General features: G+C 42.7%; 15 protein-coding genes. 1 reads left to right on the top strand and 14 read right to left on the bottom strand.

What is annotated here, in order from left to right:
- Window positions 1-6 precede the first annotated feature (6 nt).
- The 9 genes from ACE4RR_RS10835 to ACE4RR_RS10795 form a co-directional block, all read right to left on the bottom strand.
- Window positions 7-852, bottom strand: coding sequence for a carbohydrate ABC transporter permease (locus ACE4RR_RS10835; RefSeq protein ID WP_375535441.1), 846 nt, complete (start codon window positions 850-852; stop codon window positions 7-9).
- On the bottom strand, window positions 842-1,714 hold the full coding sequence (locus ACE4RR_RS10830; RefSeq protein WP_375535440.1) for a carbohydrate ABC transporter permease: 873 nt from the start codon (window positions 1,712-1,714) through the stop codon (window positions 842-844). Before ACE4RR_RS10830 ends, ACE4RR_RS10835 begins: the two co-directional genes overlap by 11 nt.
- Window positions 1,715-1,765: 51 nt before the next feature.
- Window positions 1,766-3,079 (bottom strand): ABC transporter substrate-binding protein, encoded by a 1,314-nt coding sequence (locus tag ACE4RR_RS10825; RefSeq protein ID WP_375535439.1) that lies wholly within the window; start codon window positions 3,077-3,079, stop codon window positions 1,766-1,768.
- 166 nt (window positions 3,080-3,245) lie between these two features.
- Window positions 3,246-4,286 carry a LacI family DNA-binding transcriptional regulator gene (locus ACE4RR_RS10820; protein WP_375535438.1) on the bottom strand — a complete coding sequence of 347 codons (1,041 nt, stop codon included), beginning with the start codon at window positions 4,284-4,286 and terminating at the stop codon, window positions 3,246-3,248.
- A gap of 458 nt (window positions 4,287-4,744) precedes the next feature.
- Complete coding sequence (locus ACE4RR_RS10815; RefSeq protein WP_375535437.1) at window positions 4,745-6,946, bottom strand: alpha-galactosidase; 2,202 nt, start codon at window positions 6,944-6,946, stop codon at window positions 4,745-4,747.
- An 18-nt stretch (window positions 6,947-6,964) separates the two neighbouring features.
- Window positions 6,965-7,777, bottom strand: a complete 813-nt coding sequence (locus ACE4RR_RS10810; RefSeq protein WP_375535486.1) for a carbohydrate ABC transporter permease — start codon at window positions 7,775-7,777, stop codon at window positions 6,965-6,967.
- A gap of 14 nt (window positions 7,778-7,791) precedes the next feature.
- A complete protein-coding gene (locus tag ACE4RR_RS10805; RefSeq protein WP_375535436.1) occupies window positions 7,792-8,718 on the bottom strand; it encodes a carbohydrate ABC transporter permease in 927 nt (308 codons plus the stop codon).
- Between the two features lie 79 nt (window positions 8,719-8,797).
- Window positions 8,798-10,105 (bottom strand): ABC transporter substrate-binding protein, encoded by a 1,308-nt coding sequence (locus ACE4RR_RS10800; protein WP_375535435.1) that lies wholly within the window; start codon window positions 10,103-10,105, stop codon window positions 8,798-8,800.
- A gap of 100 nt (window positions 10,106-10,205) precedes the next feature.
- Window positions 10,206-11,246: a LacI family DNA-binding transcriptional regulator gene (locus tag ACE4RR_RS10795; protein ID WP_375535434.1), complete on the bottom strand. Its 1,041-nt coding sequence runs from the start codon at window positions 11,244-11,246 to the stop codon at window positions 10,206-10,208.
- A gap of 310 nt (window positions 11,247-11,556) precedes the next feature.
- Here ACE4RR_RS10795 and ACE4RR_RS10790 point away from each other — a divergent pair, with 310 nt between their 5' ends.
- Complete coding sequence (locus ACE4RR_RS10790; RefSeq protein ID WP_375535433.1) at window positions 11,557-11,688, top strand: hypothetical protein; 132 nt, start codon at window positions 11,557-11,559, stop codon at window positions 11,686-11,688.
- Window positions 11,689-11,828: 140 nt separating this feature from the next.
- Here the strand turns inward: ACE4RR_RS10790 and ACE4RR_RS10785 are convergent, their stop codons facing one another.
- The 5 genes from ACE4RR_RS10785 to ACE4RR_RS10765 all read right to left on the bottom strand — a co-directional run bounded on the left by ACE4RR_RS10785 (window position 11,829) and on the right by ACE4RR_RS10765 (window position 17,706).
- Window positions 11,829-13,031, bottom strand: a complete 1,203-nt coding sequence (locus tag ACE4RR_RS10785; protein WP_375535432.1) for an iron-containing alcohol dehydrogenase — start codon at window positions 13,029-13,031, stop codon at window positions 11,829-11,831.
- Window positions 13,032-13,048: 17 nt separating this feature from the next.
- Window positions 13,049-14,485: an aldehyde dehydrogenase family protein gene (locus ACE4RR_RS10780; RefSeq protein WP_375535431.1), complete on the bottom strand. Its 1,437-nt coding sequence runs from the start codon at window positions 14,483-14,485 to the stop codon at window positions 13,049-13,051.
- Between the two features lie 36 nt (window positions 14,486-14,521).
- On the bottom strand, window positions 14,522-16,024 hold the full coding sequence (locus ACE4RR_RS10775) for a tripartite tricarboxylate transporter permease (protein ID WP_375535430.1): 1,503 nt from the start codon (window positions 16,022-16,024) through the stop codon (window positions 14,522-14,524).
- Between the two features lie 28 nt (window positions 16,025-16,052).
- The gene (locus ACE4RR_RS10770) at window positions 16,053-16,592 is read right to left on the bottom strand and encodes a tripartite tricarboxylate transporter TctB family protein (RefSeq protein ID WP_375535429.1); all 540 of its coding nucleotides are present in this window, start codon (window positions 16,590-16,592) and stop codon (window positions 16,053-16,055) included.
- A 61-nt stretch (window positions 16,593-16,653) separates the two neighbouring features.
- Complete coding sequence (locus tag ACE4RR_RS10765; protein ID WP_375535428.1) at window positions 16,654-17,706, bottom strand: tripartite tricarboxylate transporter substrate binding protein; 1,053 nt, start codon at window positions 17,704-17,706, stop codon at window positions 16,654-16,656.
- Window position 17,707: the final 1 nt, after the last annotated feature.

The raw sequence follows: 17,707 nt of genomic DNA, 5'->3' as shown, positions 1-17,707 counted from the left end.
TTCTTTCTATCCTTTCGTTCCTGTCAATGCAATCCCTTCAATAATTTGTTTCTGAGCTATGATGTAAACAATCAGCACCGGCAAAACAGAAATGGTCGCCCCTGCCATCATCTGCGGCCAGTTTGTAGCATATTGAGAGCTGAAAAACTGAAGCATTAATGGAACAGTTGCCAATTCGGTTGAATATAGGAAAACGAGCGGCTGCAAAAAATTGTTCCACATGCTGACAAACGCAAAAATACCAAACGCAGCAAGCGGAGGACGAACGAGCGGAAGCATTATCTTCCAATAGATCTGCAGTGGATTCGCTCCGTCAACAATTGCCGCTTCCTCCATTGAATCCGGGATAGTCATCATAAACTGCCTCAGGAGAAACACCCCTAATGCATTAAAAAGTGCGTTCGGCAGTATGATCGATAAATGATTATCAAGCAGCCCCAGCGAGCTCATAATAAGATATAACGGAATAATCGTTACTTGAATCGGAATCATCATTGTTGCTAAAAAGAACACAAATAACACGTTGTTTCCTGGAAATTTAATTTTTGCGAAAGCATACGCAGCCATTGAGGCTGTGATCATTTGTGCTAAAACGATAATCGTTGTGATGTAAAAGCTGTTAAAGTATGCACGTCCAAAAGGCAGGGCCTGTAACGATTCAATAAAATTTGTCCAGACGATCGGCCTTGGAATAAATTCTGGAGGAACCGCAAACATTTGATCCAATGTTTTAAAGGAGCTTGTTACCATCCAGATAAAGGGGGCAGCCATAACAATGGCACCTATAATAATAATCAAATGCAGCAATAATCGGGACCAGTGCAGTTCTCTGCGTAATTGACTAGTTTTCATAGTGCACCCACTTTCTTGAATAGTGCAATTGAATCAATGTAAACGTCAGAATTATGATGAACAGAAGCATCGTCGCAGCCGAGCTTGTGCCAAATTCAAAATACTCAAAAGCACGCTCATAAATATGATAAACTACCGTATAGCTCGCTTTTCCGGGACCGCCTTCTGTAATAACGAACGCTTGATCAAAAACCTGGAAGGAGCTAATCACTGCCATTACTGTGACAAAAAATATGGTCGGTGTCAGCAGCGGTAATGTTATGTTATAAAACTTTCTAAATGGAGAGGCCCCATCAATTTCTGCAGCTTCATAGAAGGTAGCTGGTATACTCTGCAGTCCGGCTAAAAAAATAATCATATTAAACCCAAGCTGCCACCAAATACTAAGTATTGCAATAGATACAAGCACCCAGGCCGAATCCGTCAGCCAATCAGGTCCATTTATGCCGAAGACCGCTAAAATTTGATTTACAAAACCTACATTTGAATCAAGTAAAAACATCCAGATAACACCAACTGCTACAGAGCTCGTAACAACTGGCGCGAAATAGAAAAAGCGGTAAAAATTTCTCCCTTTTATCTTATGAAGCGCTAACGCAACAAACAAACCTGCTACCACTGACCCCGGTATATAAATAAGTGAAAATATTAACGTATTCAAAAGTGCTGTTCGAAAAATAGGGCTTGTAAACTGATCGATATAATTTTGAAACCCAACAAATTCCCGCGTCCCAAACCCATTCCATTCAGTGAAACTTAAGCCGAACACAAAAATAAATGGAAGCAATGAGAAAGCAATTAACCCAATCATCTGAGGGGCGATAAGTAAGTATCCCCACCATTTTCTGCTTCGGTGATGCACGGTAACATCCTCCTCGCTTTACATAGTGAAATGATAGATCCGTTTGTCTTATTAATCCTCCACATATTCATTACGCAGAAGCCGGGCTGATTCTGCGGATTCATTGAGCATTTCCTCTGCGCTCATTTGACCTGTCATAAACAGCTCATAAAAATCCATCATTTCTGTATCAAGTCCTGGAACGGAGGCTTGAGAGCTATTTACCACTCCTATTTCTCGTGCATCGATTAAATATTCAACATGGTCCGGCTCATCCGCTTCTGTAACAACCTCATCAATCCCTTTTACGGAAGGAACTGCATTACCTGTACCACTGAGACGCACATCCTGAGAGGATTCCGACACATAATAGCTCAAAAATTTTAAAGCTTCTTCTTTATGTTCAGAATCTTTATTTGCCACCATGTATGCGCTCCCAATTCCGGCAGGCTCCATTTTGTTTCCAGTGTTTGTGGGGTACGGAATAAAATCATAGTCCAGTTCTTCTACCTGGCTTAAACTAGGTACAAACCAGCGTCCGCCTGAAATCATACCATTCACCTCGGACACAAACAGGGTATCCTCTCCCTGACCGCTGGTGAGGCCGCCGCCATATGTTATTAAATCATCGTTAATCATATCTTCTATAAATTCCATCGCTTCTTGCGTTTTGGGGTCTTTATCCATAACCGGCTCTCCTTCGTCATTATAAAGTTCCCCTCCATTGGAAAAGACCCAGCTCGCTACCTGATCCCAGTTTGCCTGCAGTACCAGGCCGCCGTGCCCATTGGCCTGCAGTTCTTCCGACACCTCTCTGAATGAATCCCAATTCCAATCATCTTCCTCATAATATTCCTGCGGTGTTTTTATCCCTAACTCGTTGAGCAGTCCCCGGTTATAATAAATAAGCAATGGATTGTTATCTACCGGAGCACCGAAAATCTGCCCATTTACCCTTGAGGCACCCCAAAGCCCATCGGCAAATTCCTCCGGGTGAGCATAGGATTCATCAGAATTCATAAAATCATCAAGAGGTTCAATTGTATTTGTATCTACTAATATACTCATCATCTGCGGCTGGGCATAAAAAATATCCGGTGCTTCTCCTCCCTGAAGCTGGGTCATCAGCCGCTGCTGATAAGTATCTGATGGTGTAGGCGTCAGGTTCACGTGAATATTCGGGTGTTCCTCATTAAAAGCGTCTACTGCTTTTTGATACACTTCCAGCTCTGCTGTGTCCCCCCAGGCAGTCATCTCCAGTGTAATTCCTTCAGCTTCCTCATTTTCCTCCTCACCGCATGCACTCAGGAAAATGACAGCGCAGAAAATGAAATAAACTAGCCAATTTCTATTGACGGTCCGGGCTGCCACACTACTACTTTTCATGAAGGCATCTTCCCCCTTAGATTTTTCAATTTTTCGAAAAATAAAAACGAGTATTTTACTTCATGATAACTTCTCCAGCAAGTAATCAATGGAAGATTACCGTCGCGATAAAATGGCGGCAGCCTTCCCTTTTCTAATACTCGTTTCCTGATTCTTCTTTTTGCACTTAGTTGTCAGCTGTGCCGGACGAAAGACCGCAGCTTTCTCTAATAACCAACTGAGTGGGAACTGTTACTTTTAAAGGCAGGGTTCTTCCATTCAATCTCTCAACCAGCAGCCGCACTCCCGCTTTACCCATTTCTTCTGTAGGAATCCGTATCGTAGTGAGCGGCGGGTTACTAAACGCAGCCATTTCTACATCATCAAAGCCTATAATCGCTAAATCTTCGGGCACTCGAATATCTGCTTCCTTTAACGCCCGCAGTGCTCCAATGGCCATCGGGTCACTTCCTATAAAAAATGCTTCCGGCAGCGGTCCAGCTTCTATTGCTTTCTTCATTAACTCGTACCCATCCGAAAAAGAGTAGTTGCCCAGCCACATGTGCTGCGGCTGAAAAACTCCTTCATTTTTTAGCCGCTTTTCAAAGGTAGTCTTTCTTACATCTTCTATTTCTACTTTTCTATCAGAATAATGATCAAATTCTCTTCCGGCAAGATAACCGATATTTCGCAAACCATGCTCAAGCAAATGATCTAGAGCTAAATTAGTGGCTCTCTCAAAATCAAGCACGACAGAGTCAAATCTATCGACATCCGGTGAACTATTGATAAAAACGACTGGTATATTTTCCATTGACAGCTCCTGTATGTGGTCTGTATTAATACCTCCAATCACCAGAAGTCCATCCAATTGCGAAATTAACTGCTGAAAGTTTTGATCCGAAAAGCGGATTAATTGAGGCTGCCCCATTCCCTGAATGGTAATTTCCTTCTCCACTCCATGACGGATCGGAAGAAAATAAGGATCATTCATTTCCTCCGCCTGGGACTGTAAGATAAGTACTCCTATATGGGCCTGTCCACTCGTCTGTTGTTTTCGCTCACTCCTCCTTTTTTTCACTGTTTTGTAATGAAGCTTTTCCGCTTCCTCCAGAATTCTTCTCCTCGTTTCCTCGGCTACTGAAAGTGATGAATCCTTGTTTAACACTCTTGAAACTGTAGCACTGGAAACCTTTGCCCTTTTCGCAATATCTTTTATCGTCGCCATGTTAGCCGCTTCCTTTTAGTGGATTCTATTTTTACCTAATTTTTTAGTAATCGTTAACTAAATTATCATAATATTAAAACGCTTTCAATGGAAAGCAGAATAAATCATTAAATGTACCCAATCAATCCATTTCCAAATAATATTGGTTTTTTGCCAGAGATAACTAGAGTCACGAATACCCTGAGCAAACTCGCCTGTCCGCTCTAATCAACCATCTACTTCTCTACACATGTAGAGGAGGAATCATACATAATACCAGTCGGTAGTTTTACTTTTTCAGAAGCCTTGCCTGCGGTAAAAAAACTAGGTTTGCGATGCGTCGCCGGAGCAAAGCGGCCCAAGCTTTTCATTCACCATCTAACTATCTTTAGAGAAGTATTTTTAGCAGAATTAGTGCGAAGGTACCTCTATATAACAACGAAAAAAGCTGACACATAAATATGCCAGCTTTCGTACGGTCATTCTTTCACTTGAATTAATTTCAATACGAGAGATTCAAAGTCACCCTGGACGGGAAGATAGTTTTCCACGAGCAGCCCCGCATTCATCAGTTCATCACCATAAAACGCATCTCGATAGCCTTCAATCCGGTACAAACGGGTTTCATCAAGTCCTTTCAGCTTTAAACGGTGATACCCGTCATTTGCCCGGGCAAGTGTGAGATAGCGGCCGACAAGCACCTCTGCCTGATCCTTTGAGACAATATTCCAGCTCGTAACATTTCCTTCAAATGGACTTTCGATCCGATAAAATGTTCCTCTTTGAACAAGACCGCGATTCTCTTTATAGAAAGCAACCTGGCTGCTGATGCAGTCGAGCTCCTCCTGAGTCATGGTCGTAATATCAAGCTCGTACCCAAACATGCCGAAGTAAGCCACATTCGCCCGGGTTTTTAGGCTAGTTACACGATTCACCTGATGATTTGGCACCTCCGAAACGTGTGCGCCCATCGTACTTAATGGATATACCATCGAGGTGCCGTATTGAATTTTCAAACGTTCTACCGCATCAGTATTATCGCTCGTCCACGTCTGCGGTGCGTAATAAAGCATACCCGGATCAAAACGGCAGCCTCCGCTTGCACACGATTCAAACAATACCCTTGGAAACTCGGAAGTCAGCCTGTCGTATAGATCATAAACACCCATCACATAGCGGTGCGCCGTTTCCTGCTGCCTATCATGCGGAAGTGCGAGGGAGCCTATTTCGGTCATCGCCCGGTTCATATCCCATTTTACATATGTTATCGGAGCCTCCCGCAAAATTTCCGCCATCATCGAAAAAATATAATCGACAACTTCTCTGCGGGAAAAATCAAGAATAAATTGATGTCTTCCGTGTGACAGCCGCCGGTCCGGAACTTGAAGAAGCCAGTCAGGATGTTCATCATACAAGCGGCTGATTTTTGATATCATTTCCGGTTCGAACCAAAGGCCAAAATCAAGACCGAGATCATTCACCTTTTCTGCCAGTCCGGTAATTCCATTAGGAAGCTTTTCTTTATCAACAAACCAGTCACCAAGTGAAGTTGTATCATCATCGCGTTTGCCGAACCAGCCATCGTCGAGTACAAACAGTTCGACTCCGACCTTTTTAGCCGCTTCAGCCATCTGAAGTATTTTTTCTTCATTGAAATCAAAATACGTTCCTTCCCAGTTGTTCATGAGCACCGGACGTTCCTTGTCCTTCCAGAATCCCCGCACCAGATGATTCTGAAACAAGCGGTGAAAAATCTGGCTCATCCCATTCAGACCGTCATCAGAACGGACCATCACCACCTCAGGGGTTTGAAATTCCTCTCCACTTTCAAGAACCCACCGAAAATCAAAAGGATTTAAGCCCATGATCACTCTTGTAACATCATAATGGTCGACTTCCGCCTGGGCGAGAAAATTGCCGCTGTAAACAAAGCTGAATCCGTAAACCTCTCCCTGCTGTTCTGTTGTTTCCGGCCGCTTCAATGCCAGGAATGGATTGTGCTGAGCACCACTGATTCCGCGCGCGCTCGAAATACTCTGCACACCTGTCCTCAGCTGTCGCGCCTCCACATGCCTCTCTCTCGCCCATGAGCCTGACAGTTGCACCATTTCATAATCTGCATCGGGAAAATCTACGCTCAGGCTCATCGCACGATTAATACAAATTGATTCATCCCCGCGGTTAATAAAGCGCACATGACGGGTAATAACATTCTCTTGTTCAAAGACAGAATAAGAAAGAATAAGCTCTACGTGAGTTACAGGATCGCGCAGAATAACTTCAAGTGTAACAGCATCCTCCTCTTCTGCGTATGCTGCGGGCATAGGATGAATCAAAGGTTTTCCTTTTACTACCTTGTGATTATGATATTCAAATCCTGATATTCTGCTGCCGTTTTCCTGCGTAATTTGAAAGGCGGGATCCCGGAAATCTGTCGTTCCATAGGAAGGATATTCCTGTTTAATTAATTCAAGTGAAAACTCAAGCTCACCTTCAAAAACGGAGGTGGTATTTGAACGACTATCTATGAGAAGCATTCGGGAAAAATCATCACGGTGCCGGATTTTCTTTCCATAATAAAGGTGGCCGAGCTGGTTATTTTTTAAAACCGTGAATATATAACTCGTTTGTCCCGTCTGTAAATGAAATTCCTGAGCAGTTTGATTGTAATGAATAGGCATTGAGGATCCTCCCGCTTTTTATCCTTTTGTCGAGCCTGACGTAAGCCCGGCGATGAAATATTTTTGTAAAAATAGAAATAGTATAACCATCGGCAGCATTGCCATTAAAGCCGCCGCTGCAACAAGGTTCAGATTGCTTGTATTTTCCCCAAAGAAGCTGGATAAAGCGACTGTTAATGTGCGTACATCGGCATCCTGAAGGAAAAAGATCGCAAATTGATAATCATTCCAAATAAATACGCAGGAAATGATCAGCACCGTAGCCGTGATCGGCTGCAGCAAAGGAAATACGATACGGAAAAAGATGCCGACAGTGCTTGCCCCATCAATCCGCGCCGCTTCTTCGAGCTCCTTAGGCACTGTTGAACGGATAAATCCGGCATATAGAAAAATGGTAAGCGGCAAAAACGCAGTAACATTATTTAAAATCGCAATCAGATGGGTATTCATCAGGCCCCAGTCAACGACCATCTGATATAACGGCACTAATACAGTAAGAGGCGGCACGACCATAATCGCCAGAAACAGCATGTACACAAAATTATTTAATTTCGTCATTCGACGTGCAAGCGGGTAGGCACTCATAGAACCAATAATGATAAGCAGTACCGCTGAAAATACTGTAATGATCGTGGTGTTTATAAAGGCGCTGCCAAGCTCTGCCCGCTCCCATGCCATGCTGAAGTTTTCGAGCGAAAACTCCGAAGGCAGCGCCCATTTGGAAGAAAAGTCTCCCAATTCCTTGAAGGCGGTTGTGAACAAGATGTAAAAAGGAATGAGGTGAAACAAACTGATTAACAGGGCCAGGCCTGTCAGTACATTTTTCTTCATTGATCCGGTCTGCATTACGCCTCAACCTCCTTACTTCTGAAGTAAACGAGCGCGGCCAGGCTCAATATTAAGATAATAACAAGCATCAGGTTTCCTTGTGTTGCCGCGTAGCCGGCATCCTGACGGTCAAAATATAAAGTGTACATAAAAGTGGACATCGACTGAGAAGCATTTCCCGGACCGCCGCCGGTCAAGGCGATAATGACGTCAAACAACTTAAGCCCGCCAATAATATTGATGACCATGTTTATCGTGATGGACGGCATTAACAGCGGCAGTGTAATTTTCTTGAATTGCTGAAACGAAGAGGCTCCGTCAATGGTCGATGCTTCGTAAAAATCTTTTGATATGCTCTGCAGTCCCGCCAGGTAAATAATCATGGCAATTCCGACAAATTGATAGGTGTTCACAAACACGATAATCCATGGATTTAAGTCTGGATTGTTCAAAGCATTGATCTGTTCAAATCCGAGTGCCATGATCAAGTCATTTAAAGCTCCGTCCTGATAGGCGAAGAAAAAGTACCAGAGATATCCCATAATTAACGGGCTGATAATAACAGGCAAGTAAATGATCGTCCGCACAAGGCCTCTCATTTTGATGCTTTGATTTAATATCAATGCATACACAAGCCCTATCGCATTTTGGAAAATGGTGCTTCCCAATCCATACAATAAGGTGTTTTTAACGACCAGCCAGGTGGTCGGATCTGTCAGCATTCTTGTATACTGTTCTATCCCTACAAAGTTTTTCGTCTGCGAAAAACCATCCCAGTCCGTGAAAGAAATGCGAACGCCGTTCATAAACGGATATAAGACAAACGTAAATACTAAAATGAGAGCAGGGACATACATAATCCAGAGTGATGATTCTTTGTTCCGCTTTTTCTTCATTGTTTTCTCAGCATTAAGACTATTTCTCGCCTTCGCAAGCTCACTCATGCTTTCAACTCCTGACATTCTTAGGTAGTGGATAGACAGGAAGCATACAGCTCCCTGTCATAATCCTCTCACCCTCTGATTATTCCTCCGGCTCTTCTGCTTCCTCAATACTTTCGCCTTCTTCCACCCCTACCTCTTCTCTCAGACGCAGATACTCAGATTCCATTTCTGTAGACACTTGATTTGGCGTTAATGTGTTAGAAAGAAGCTCTTCCCCAGTTGTCTTGAATACGTCCCACATTCCGCTCGGGAGGTAGACGCGGTCAAAATATGGCTCTACTTCAATCTCCGCATAAGCATCAAAATATTCCGAATAATAATTTTCCGATTCTACTTCCTGAAAGGCTGATGGAAGAGAAGTAGCTTCAGCTATCGCTTTTGCATTTTCCTCTTCTGCCATAAATTCAAGGAATGCTTTTGCTTCCTCCGGATTCTCAGACTCTTCATTCAACGCCAGCGTGTGCCGCTCTCCGCCAATCCAGCTAGGATCATCTCCTTCATGTACGGCAGGAACAGGTATTAACCCTACCTTCACATCTTCAGCGAGCTTAGTAACATCTGCACCGAACGCGCCGCTTGCAAAAATAAAACCAATTTGGTTCTGTGCCATCAAACTTGTAGCCTGATCCCCACCGGCAGTTAATAAATCTTCATTTAAATAACCTTTTTCCTGGAATTCCTTCAGTTTTTCGGGAAGCAGGGTGTAATTGGACCAGTCAAAAGTACCGTCCATAAGTGATTCTTCATGGTTATTTTCTTCATCAGTGACAAGCAAAGGCGTTGCCATTTGATCAAAATATTGCTGGATAGAACCTGCTTCATCAGCAGTCATCCACAATGGCGTCACTTCCCCTTTGCCCTTCTCCTCGATCGTCGCAAGCGCTTCTTCAAATTCCGCAAAGGTTTCCGGAGGTTCAATGCCGTACTCTTCAAGCAGGGTGGCATTGTAACTGATTCCATCCTTCGCCTGATTCAATGGCATAGCATATAGTTTACCTTCCTCATCACGGAGTACCGGATCCATTGCTTCGTCAATATTTCCGGACCATTCTTCTTCACTTAAATCCGCAACATAATCCTTGTAGCGTGTTTTTGCCCAGCCGTGGGTATCAAATAAGTCCGGCATGTCGTTTGCAGCCATTTTCGTACGCATTAAGCTTTCATAATCCGGTCCGGGAAAGTTCATATCAATTTGTATTCCTTCATTTTCTTCTTCAAACTTTTCAATCAGTTCTTCCAAAGCTTGTTTTTCACTTTCCGTTGTAATGGTTGAAAATATTGATAATTCTGTCGAATCTCCAGATCCACCCGAGGATGAATTAGAGCACCCTGCTGCCATTAACGATAACCCAAGCACCGCTGCTGCACTTTTTTTAAAGCTTCTCATCTTTTCTACCTCCCACTATTTATACAGAACTATTACCATGGCCGGCCGACGTGATATATCCTTCTCTCTTTAAATCCCTCCCCACTGGAATAAAGCTGAACTATGGTGACATATTTCGTTTCACCCCACAGCTTTCGCGTATTTTCAAATGTGTAGGAACAATTACCTTGAGTGGAATTTTTCTACCTTTCAATCGTTCCATTAACAGTCTCACACCGGTCCGTCCCATCTCTTCGGTTGGGATACTTACCGTTGTAAGTGGCGGACTTGTAAAAGCAGCCATTTCCACATCATCGAATCCGATGACCGCCACATCCTCCGGCACCCGGAGACCGGCTTCTCTAAGCGCCCGCAAAGCTCCTATCGCCATTGGATCACTTCCAATAAAATAAGCTTCCGGCAGATCTCCTGCATTTATTGCTTCTTTCATCAGCTCGTATCCATCCGAAAAAGAATACATTCCAAGCCATACATGATCCGGATTAAATACTCCCTCTTTCTTTAGTCTCTTTTCAAAGGTGGTCCGCCTCGGGTCTTCCACCTCTACCTTTCGATTTGTAAAATGCTCAAATTCCCTGCCGGCAATGTAGCCAATACTGCGGATATTGTTTTGTAATAAATGATCCAGGGCAAGATTTGTGGCACGTTCAAAATCCACCACCACAGAATCAAACTCACTTTCATCCGGGGATTTATTAATAAAAACGACCGGGATATTCTGTTCGCTTACACTGGTGAGATTCTCGGCACTGATTCCTCCAATAACAAGAATCGCATCAAATTTAGACAGGGACTGCTGAATATCTTCCTTATTAAACCAGATTAACTGAGGCTGAACCGCTCCCTGATTCGCAAACTCCTTTTCTACACCCTGGCGTATGGGAAGGAAATACGGATCATTCATTTCTTCTTCCTGAGATTGTAAAATAAGGACTCCGATTTTCTGCTCAGTCTGGTCAGTGGTCTGTAAACGTTCACTTCTTCTTTTCTTGACTGTTTTGTAATCAAGCTTTTTCGCTTCTTCAAGAATTCGTTTACGCGTTTCACTCCCGACAGACAGCGATGTATCTTTATTTAACACTCTGGAAACCGTCGCACTCGACACTTTAGCGCGGCTGGCAATATCCTTTATCGTTGCCATAGTGAATGCTCCTCGCTGTACAATTTTCAGATATTTACTTAATATTTACTTTATATTAACTAAGTTATCATATTTATGAAGCGCTTACAACACTATATTTCATAAAGTTTACTTAATATATGTTATTATCACATTAAAAAGCAAGTAAAAACGTTGATTATGATGGTTTTATCACCCTAACGATATATATTACTAGTTATTATTTAGTAAATTTTTATCAAATCGCTAAAGCTTTTGGTCAATTGGAAGTTTTAGTTAATTACCCAGCGGGAATGGCTTTTATATCAGTCTAAGAAAGGAGGGAATATGGTTGACAATTCTCTATACGAAAGCAAGAGAAATGTTCGGGAAAGACGAGGAAAATAGACAGACACACGAAGAACAGCGGGTAACTAAGATACCGAAGCAGAAGCTGTGGATATTTAAAAAGAAAGCCAAATAAACGACCCTGAAAAAGCAGGGCAGATATAACGTCTTAAACGATGCTTTACCCGACACCTCAGCGTCAGCCCAATGATCGCTTATACGTCTTATTATATCTACCCTGCTTAAATTGCCTATATTTTGATATAACCGTACAATTTATAGAATATCCTTTAATAGTTCCTCAAAGCTTTTTTCCGTTGGAACCCTCGGATTATTTCGAATCAGCCTTTCAATCTTTAATGCTTCCCTTCCTATATATTTCAAATCTTTTTCTTCAATTCCTATCTCGGAAAGTCTAGTTGGCAAGAAAATATCCTGTAACAGTTTTTCAATACGCTCGATAAAGCAGCTGGCAGCTTCATCGACTGCAAGAGCAGCATGCAGAGGCTCAATTATACGTTCTACATAGGCTAATTTCGATGCAATGACAGCTTTATTATGCTTTAATACTGCAGGAAGTAACAGTCCGGTTAGTTCTCCATGCGGTGATTTTACGAGACCTCCTATTGGATAAGCTAATGCATGAGCCGCAGCGGTGCCTGCATTGGAAAATGCCTGTCCGGCCATTAAGCTTCCTAAAAGCATGTAGTAGCGGGCATCTCTATTCGTGCCTTGATGAACTGCGTGAGGAAGATATTTAAGAATATATTGAATAGCTTGAAGAGCATGCGCCTCGCTTATCGGATTCCCCCCTTGAAACAAAAGATCTCCTTCTGCATCAATATAGTGCGCGTCTTTTGCAGTATAGGCTTCAACTGCATGGCATAAAGCGTCAATACCAGAACATGCGGTCACATAGGATGGAAGCTTTAACGTTAATTCAGGGTCTAATAAAGCGACTTTCGGCCGAAGATAATTATCAGATATTCCTGTTTTTATATTGTTTTTTTCATCTGTCAATACCGTCACCGAGGTTACCTCTGAGCCTGTTCCGGCAGTAGTAGGAATTGCAATTAACGGCGCGATCGGTCCCGGCACTTTGTTTTCTCCAAAATAATGATGAGGCTCTCCGCCGTGTTCAAGTAAAAGTGCGGCCACCTTTGCTAAATCAATGCTGCTGCCCCCGCCCATGCCAATGATAACGTCAACAACGCTCATTCTTTCCTTAGCTTTTTCTAAGCACTTTACCGCACTGTCGACTGGAGGCTCTGGTACTGCTTCATCATACACTTCTATATGAAAAGAATCCGGTATGTTCTTTAGAACAGTATCAAGAATCCCGGCGTCCCGTATCCCTCTATCCGTAATAATCAACACATTTTGAGCATGTAAGCTGCCGCAGACCCGGGCCAGCTCTTGTATAGCCCCATGGCCGAAAATAATAGATTCTGTAGAATTAACTTTCCATGACTGTCTCATTCATTTCACCACATTCTTTAATGAGTTTTCAAAACAATTAATTTTTCATCTGTCATTTCTTCTATTGCATATTTAGGGCCTTCTTTTCCTATACCACTGTCTTTGATCCCTCCATAAGGCATCACATCTGCCCGGAAGGTGGAGACATCATTTATAATCACTCCTCCAAATTCTAATTGAGCGGCTGCATCCATTGCTAAATGAATATTGGAGGTAAACACACCTGCCTGTAAGCCGAACCTGGACTGATTCGCTTCCTTGATTGCCTCTTCAAAGTTATTATAGGATTCTACTACGATAACGGGAGCGAATACTTCTTCACAGACGACCTTCATGCTGCTTTTTACAGCAGTCAATATGGTAGGAAAATATATGGATCCCTTCCGGCGCCCGCCGGCCACTATCTCAGCTCCTTCCATGACTGCTTCATTTACCCAGCTCTCTATTCTTTCCGTAGATCTTTTATCGATCATCGGACCTACCTGAGTGTCAGCTTCCAGGGGATTGCCTACGATCATCGCTTCTGCTGCTGCTTTTGCTTCTTCTAAAAATATATCTGCCACAGAGTCGTGCACATATACCCTTTGTACGGAAATGCAGGCCTGCCCATTGTTCATCATCCCTTTTTCTACACAGGATTCAGCGATGGATTTAATATTTTCCGCATCATGATGAACGATATTAGGCGCATTACTTCCAAGCTCTAATGTCACTTTTCGAATGCCGGTATTATTTTTAATAAGCTTCCCGATATCAGGACTTCCTGTAAATGTATACATATTAACGCCTGAGTGTTTTAGTAAATGAGATCCCGTTTCATGTCCATAACCATTCACTACATTTATATATCCGGGCGGAAAGCCCGCTTCCAGAAGAATCTCTGCCATTTTCATCGCACTCACAGGTGTTTTCTCAGATGGCTTTATTACTAATGTATTTCCTGACGCAAGCGCCGGGGCGACTTTATGCGCAGTCAGATTGAATGGAAAATTAAAAGGTGTAATAGCTGCAATGACACCTACTGGCTTTCTGATAGTAAAAGCAATTCTATTTTCATTTCCAGACTGGCCGTCCACAGGCACCGTGTGTCCTGTAATTCTTTTTCCTTCTTCAGCAGCCGCAATAAACGTCTGGATGCCTCTGTCCACTTCCGCTCTCGCATCCGTAATTACTTTTCCAGCTTCCATTGTAATGGTCTCAGCCAATTCTTCTTTTCTTTCTTTAAACAGTTCAGCGGCAGTATACAACAACTCTGCTCTCTTCGCAGGTGTTAACTTCGTCGTGTTGAATGCCTCCCTGGCGGCCTGCACGGCAAGGTTCACTTCTGTCTCCGTTCCATTTGAAATGGTAGCCAATGCAGAGTTTAGATATTTATCCTGCACGATAATTTTTTCTGTTCCTTCATACTGTTTCTCCCCGATAAAATGAGGATAATGAATAAGTGTTTCTTTCATGTCTCTCACCTGCTAATCTTTATATTATCAATGTTCTTAGCTGTTTGCTGAGGAATTATTTGTTTTCATCGCTTTAAGAGGTGTCTTCAGCATCGGTCCAACAAGCAGTAACAGCGCAATAATAAGTAATGATAAGCTGATAGGTCTTGTGAAAAAGACCGAAATATCACCGCCGGACATCTGTAGAGCTCTTCTCAGTTCACTTTCTGCGATCGGACCCAGTACCAGCCCTAAAATCACAGTAGCCATAGGAAATTTCGCTTTTTCAAAAAAGTACCCTATCAAACCAAACGCCAGCATTATCCATACATCAAAAAGTGAATTACGCACAGCATATGTTCCAATAAAACAAAATACGATAATAATCGGCCCCAAAATAGTGTAAGGGATTTTCATTAATACCATAAAGGAGGAAATAAACGGCTTTGCAAAGAGAATAATCATAATGTTTAGAAATAAAACTCCCACAAAGATGGAGTACACGAGCTCGCTGTTTGAATTCATTAAGTTTGGCCCCGGCTGCAGACCATGTAATACAAACGCTCCTAATATAACAGCTGTTGTGGCACTCCCCGGTATTCCAAGAGCTAACAATGGTACCAGTGCACCCATCGCAGCTGCATTGTTTGCTGATTCAGGTGCAGCTATGCCTTCTGGGGCACCTTTTCCAAAACGTTCAGGTTTTTTTGACCACCTTACGGATTCACTGTAACTGAGCATAGATGCCGTAGTTGCACCTATACCAGGCAATATACCAATAAATGTTCCTAATAAGGAGGAACGGCCGACTGTAGGCCCTATTTGTTTTAGAATGCTCGAATCAAAGATTTTCGTTTTGATCTTTTTAATTGATTCTTTTGGTGTATGATCTTCCCTGGATTTTTTTAAGATCTCTGATAAGGCAAACAAACCGATTAACACAGGTATGAGCTCCACGCCTGTCCGTAAATTAGAAACATTAAAATCAAAGCGGGAAGTTCCAGATAATGGGTCCATCCCAATGGTAGCTATGAATAGTCCAAAGGCAACACCGATATAGCCTTTTATTTTGTTTTTACCACTAAGAGACGCTACTACCGTTAGACCTAAAAATGCCAATGCAAAAAATTCCGGCGAAGAAAATTCGAGCGCCACACTGGCTAGGAGCGGGGTTAGGAATATTAAAACGAGCGTCCCAAAAATCCCGCCTGCAGCAGAACTGAGAACTCCTATTCCTAAAGCCTGACCGGCCTTCCCCTGCTGCGCCATTGGATAACCATCAAAAACAGTGGCCACCGCTTCCGGCGTTCCTGGTGTTCTAAATAAAATCGCTGTTATTAACCCGGAAAACACGGTCGCACCATAGATTCCTGTCAGCATTAGAAACGCACTTGTCGTATCCATCGTGTAAGTGACTGGAAGAAGTATAATAACCAGCATCGTTCCACTGATTCCAGGTAATGCCCCTCCCCAGAAACCGATGACTACAGCCAAAAACAAAATAAAAAGGTGAAATGGTTCTATGACTGATAAAAAGCCTGTCATTAACCCGTCGAGCATGGCAATACCTCCCATGTAACCTATTTTACTAATAAAATAGGAAACTTAATTCTCTGAAAAAAGCGATTCCTCTAGGCAGAGGTATATTTAACAACGTTCCAAACATTGCTACGAAAACAACAGTACTTGTCACACCGATAATCGCAGCATTGATTTTTCTTTTAATTCCAAAAATCAGAATAACGATTGTCACAAAAAAAGCATTCGCTAATGTAAATCCAACAAAACCCATGATATACGTGTATATTACAAGGCTTGCCAGGATCCACCAATGTTTATTTTTATATACTGCTTCATTCTCAATCAATTCTGTTTCTACACTTTCATTTGAAGAAACCTCTTCTTCTTTCTTTGTATCATCAGCCTTTTTTTGTGTAAGAATGGTTTTAATTAAAAGACATACTCCCATAAACAACATGAGAAACAGCACAATGATCGGCCAATCCTTGGGACCTAAAGTGGTGGCATAGCTTCGTCCCTCCGGCAGCTGATAGGCGATAAAGAGAAAAAATGTTGAAAACAATATAGTAAGAAGAGACAGGGCATAATTGTAAAAAATAACAAACACCTCTTTCTTTCAGAGAGTAGAAGGGGCAAAAGGGTGGATACCCCTTCTGTTTGCGGTCTATTTAATTGCTTTCCAGATTTTCTGCCGCCTCACGATATAATTCGATATCCTGCTCCAGCTTGTCTCTGTAGTCTTCTGAATTTAACCAGCCTTCTCTGTAATGAAGATACTGTGCCTCTTCATGTTCTTTGTATTCTTCACTGTCATAAACATTTTTCATTGCCTCTTCTAACTGATCAATAATCTCCTGGGGCGTATCCGTATGGATCGCAAATCCACGCTCCACCCCTTCTGTCATCTCCCAGCCTTGTTCAACAGAAGTTGGAACATCGGAAAAATCCTCTAAACGTTCTTCAGTAAAAAATACGAGAGGGTGTAAATCGCCTGAATCCATATAATCTAAAGTCGGACCAATTTCTTCAAATACGGCATCTACGTTCCCGCTCAACAGTGCTGCCACTGCATCTCCAGAACCATCAAATGGGACATAGGAAACATCGAGGCCGCTTTCTTGCACAAAACGCTGAGTAGTGATTTCATCTATACTGCCGGTGCTGACGCCTCCGATAGTCAGCTCCCCTGGGTTATCCTCCGCTTCCTCAATAAAAGCATCAATATCTTCAAATTTCTCAGGATCTGCCATTAATCCAAACGTATCCGCTTGAAATCTTGCGATAGGAGTTAATACATCCAATCCTGCCGGGTTTGTTCCGAGAGCCGTACTGACCGGGAAAGAAGATATGGCTACCAGTGTATACCCGTCGGCCGGCTGATTTGCCGCTTCTTCCTTTGCAATTGTTCCTCCGGCACCTTCTCTGTTAATAACATTAAAGTTTGTTCCTAATTCATCTTCTAATTGACCTGCCACCTGACGGGCAAAAATATCCGTTCCTCCACCTGCACCATGACCTACATACACTTCAATTGTTCTTTCAGGGTAGTCTCCGTCCCCGGCGCTTTCTGATTCTTCATTGCCGCTGTCTTCACTGCCTTCTGCTTCATCACCATCGTTTTCTCCATCTGACTCTTCTTCCATATTTCCGCAGCCTGCTGCAATAATCCCTGCAAGAACCATAATAAATAGGAGCATAAATAATTTTTTCGCATTTTTCATT

It is taken from the genome of Alteribacillus sp. HJP-4 (assembly GCF_042139015.1).
GTDB lineage: Bacteria > Bacillota > Bacilli > Bacillales > Marinococcaceae > JBHIKY01.
This window is presented reverse-complemented; position numbering and strand designations above follow the sequence as displayed.